The sequence below is a fragment of the Actinomadura sp. HBU206391 genome (assembly GCF_014323665.1).
Classification (GTDB): Bacteria; Actinomycetota; Actinomycetes; order Streptosporangiales; family Streptosporangiaceae; genus Actinomadura_C.
Window position 1 is genome coordinate 1 of the sequence record NZ_JABVEB010000422.1, and the last position, 3,461, is coordinate 3,461.

General features: G+C 71.2%; 4 protein-coding genes. 1 reads left to right on the forward strand and 3 read right to left on the reverse strand.

From position 1 onward, the window contains the following. From HKK72_RS37625 to HKK72_RS37635, 3 genes are all read right to left on the reverse strand, one after another. The coding region (locus HKK72_RS37625; protein WP_187239161.1) for an EamA family transporter at positions 1-464 on the reverse strand (464 nt) is incomplete at its 3' end. A 3-nt stretch (positions 465-467) separates the two neighbouring features. Further along, a complete protein-coding gene (locus HKK72_RS37630) occupies positions 468-1,229 on the reverse strand; it encodes an ABC transporter permease (protein WP_187239162.1) in 762 nt (253 codons plus the stop codon). Continuing rightward, a complete protein-coding gene (locus HKK72_RS37635; protein WP_187239163.1) occupies positions 1,226-2,137 on the reverse strand; it encodes an ABC transporter ATP-binding protein in 912 nt (303 codons plus the stop codon). Before HKK72_RS37635 ends, HKK72_RS37630 begins: the two co-directional genes overlap by 4 nt. Positions 2,138-2,575: 438 nt before the next feature. Here HKK72_RS37635 and HKK72_RS37640 point away from each other — a divergent pair, with 438 nt between their 5' ends. Beyond that, on the forward strand, positions 2,576-3,346 hold the full coding sequence (locus HKK72_RS37640) for a helix-turn-helix transcriptional regulator (protein WP_187239164.1): 771 nt from the start codon (positions 2,576-2,578) through the stop codon (positions 3,344-3,346). The last annotated feature ends 115 nt before the right edge of the window (positions 3,347-3,461 follow it).

Sequence of the window (3,461 nt, forward strand, 5' to 3'; positions counted from 1 at the left end):
AGCAGCACGCCGACGAGGGCGAGCGCGGCCCAGACCAGGTCGATCCGGCGCCGCGACGCGACGATGGCGACGACCAGTGGCCCCAGGAACTCGATCGTCACCGCGACCCCGAGCGGGATCCGCGCCATCGCCTGGTAGATGGAGAAGTTCATGAGCGCGAGGGTCAGCCCGAATCCGGTGACGACCACGAGGTCGCCTCGCGAGTGGTCGCGCAGCAACGTACGAAGCACGCGGCGGGCCAGGAACCCGAGCACGATCGCGGAGGTGAGCAGCCGCAGGAGCACGACGGCGTTCGGCGGCAGCCGGTCGAACAGGTGCTTGGCCACCCCCGCGCCGACCTGCACCGAGACGATTCCCAGCAGGATCAGCGCCGGCGGCGGCACCGCCCCGAGGGAAAGGATCGAGGTCCGGCGCGCGAACCATCCCGGCCGCCCGTATGAGTCGGGCGTCTCAGCTAGAGCCATGCCTTATTCCCAGCGGAAGAAGCGGGAGGCGAGCACCAGTCCGGCGGCCGCCCAAGCGGTGAGGATCAGTAGGTCACGGGCTGGAAGCGCGGCGCCGTGCTGCAGCACTTGGCGGAGCCCGTCGGTCAGCGCCGAGATCGGCAGCAGTTCCAGCGCCGTGCGGGCGCCGGGCGGGAACCTGTCCAGGGGGAAGATCACTCCGCCCAGTACGAGCAGCAGCACGTAGACGAGGTTGGCCGCCGCGAGGGTGGCCTCGGCCCGCAGCGTGCCGGCCATGAGCAGCCCGAATCCGCTGAACGCCGCGGTGCCGACCAGCACCAGCAGGATCGCCGACAGCGGGTCGCCGTGCGGGTTCCAGCCGAGCGCGAGCGCGACGACGGTGATGACGACGACCTGCAGGAGCTCGACCGCGATGACGGTGAGCGTCTTGGCCGCGATCAGACCGGACCTCGACAACGGGGTCGAGCCGAGCCGCTTGAGCACCCCGTAGCGGCGTTCGAACCCGGTGCCGATCGCCTGTCCCGTGAAGGCCGTCGACATCACGGCCAGCGCCAGGATGCCCGGCGCGAGGAAGTCCACCCGCCGGTTCGTGCCTACGTCCAGGAGGGCGGTCGCGCTGAACAGGACCAGCAGCATGACCGGGATGATCATGGTCAGGAGCAGCTGCTCGCCGTTGCGCAGCAGCGTGCGGATCTCGTACGTGGTCTGCGCGGCGATGAGGCGGCTCGTCGGCGCGGCACCGGGAGCGGGTGTGAAGGTGGTCATCCGCGCAGCTCCCGCCCGGTCAGTTCCAGGAAGACGTCCTCGAGGGTGCGGCGCTCGATCCGCAGGTCCTCGGCGAGTACTCCGTGAGAGGCGCACCAGGCGGTGACGGTGGCGAGGAGTTCCGGCTGCACCTCGCCCTCGATCAGGTAGTGCCCGGAGGGGGACTCCTTGGCGGCGCTGCCCACGGGCAGGGCGGTGAGCAGTTCGTCCAGGCCGAGGCCGGGACGGGCCCGGAAGCGCAGCTGCCGCTCGGCCCCGGTCAGCTCGCCGGGTGAGCCGGCCGCCACGACGCGGCCGTGGTCGACGATGAAGACCCGGTCGGCGAGGCGCTCGGCCTCCTCCATGTGGTGCGTCGTTAGCACCAGCGCGACGCCCGCCTCGCGCAGCTCCCCGATCAGATCCCAGGTCGCATGGCGGGCCTGCGGGTCCAGGCCCGCGGTCGGCTCGTCCAGGAAGACCAGCTCCGGCCGGCCGACGATGGCGGCGGCCAGCGAGAGCCTCTGCTGCTGCCCGCCGGACAGCCGGCGGTAGGGAGTGCGCGCGTGGTCGGCGAGCCCGAGACGCTCCAGGAGCACCTGAGGGGGTACGGGCTCGGCGTAGAAGGACGCGATCAGCCGCAGGAACTCCCCGGCCCGGGCCGAGACGGGCACGCCGCCGGACTGGGGCATGACGCCAACGCGCGGCTTGAGCGCACGGGCGTCGGCCACCGGATCGAGATCGAGCACCCGGACCGTGCCCCCGTCGGCGCGGCGGAATCCGGTACAGACCTCCACCGCGGTGGTCTTGCCGGCCCCGTTCGGGCCGAGCAGTGCCGTGACCTCGCCCCGCCGTGCGGTGAGGGAGAGCCCGTCCAGCGCCGTCGTGGAGCCGTAGCGCTTGACCAGCGCGTCGATCTGGACCGCGGTCACGGCTCGGCTCGCCGGGCGGGGGGTCTCATGCCCCAGAGTCTAGGTGCGACAGATCGGCGCCACGGGGCCGACCTGCCCACGGGCCGGAAAGCCCCGGAAAGCCGGAAAGCCGTAGCCATGGCCGGAGCCCGAAGCCGAGCCTTCGCCCTCGGGTGCGGAAGCCGAGAGGAGACCGGTGAGGCGGTCGGCATGCGGACGATAAGGCGACCACTATGCGGCATATAGCATTGCGTGCGGCTTCTGTGGCGAAAACCAAAGCCCCCAGGCGCCACACCCGGCACCGCAGGCCCGCCTGTCGCGCCCGTGTCCGGAAATGGCGCATTCCCAGCTTAGGTAAGCCTTACCTGGGTGAGGCACAACACCGGGATTCGTTTGTGTCGGGGGAAGGAATTAGGCCACACTGATGTTGTGAAATACGTGAGCCAGCCGACGACGCAGATGAGCCCGCCCTCCGCGGGCGCGTCGCCGTCTGCCGTCAACCACAGCGAGCGGGACACCCGCGCGCGCGTGGCGCGGCTGGTTCTCGAACGCGGGCCGATCACCGCGTCCGGGCTCGGGCGGCTGGTAGGGCTCACGCCGGCGGCGATCCGCCGCCATCTCGACGCCCTTCTGTCGGAGGGCATGATCGAGATCCGGCGGGCGCGACCCCAGGCCCAACGCGGCCGAGGGCGTCCCGCGAAACTGTTCGCGATCACCGACGCGGGGCGGAGCGCTTTCGTCCACGCCTACGATGACCTCGCGACGAGCGCATTGCGATTCCTCGCCGAAACGGCGGGGGAGCAGGCGGTGGCGAAGTTCGCCCACCGGCAGCTCGCCGAACTTGAACAGCGGCTCGGGCCGGTGGTGCGCGCGGTCCCGCCGCACCAGCGGGTGCGGGCGCTCGCCGAGGCGCTGTCGAGTGACGGCTACGCCGCCTCCGCCAGCAAGGCCCCTCAGGCCGGTGGCGGGGAGCAGCTCTGCCAGCACCACTGCCCGGTGGCGCACGTCGCGGCCGAGTTCCCGCAGCTGTGCGAGGCCGAGACCGAGGCTTTCGGCCGGTTGCTGGGCACCCCGGTGCAGCGGCTCGCGACGATCGCCCACGGCGACGGCGTCTGCACCACCCACGTCAGCCCCCATGTCGGCCCGCGCGCCCTCACGCAGGACGCTGCGGACGATCAGATAGATGAACAGAAGACCGATAACGAGGAGTCCGGGAGGACGTCCCTATGACTACGGCAGCCCACCCTGAGCTGGAAGGGCTTGGCAATTACAAGTTCGGCTGGGCCGATTCCGACAAGGCCGGTGCCTCAGCACGTCGCGGCCTGAACCCGGAGGTGGTCCGCGA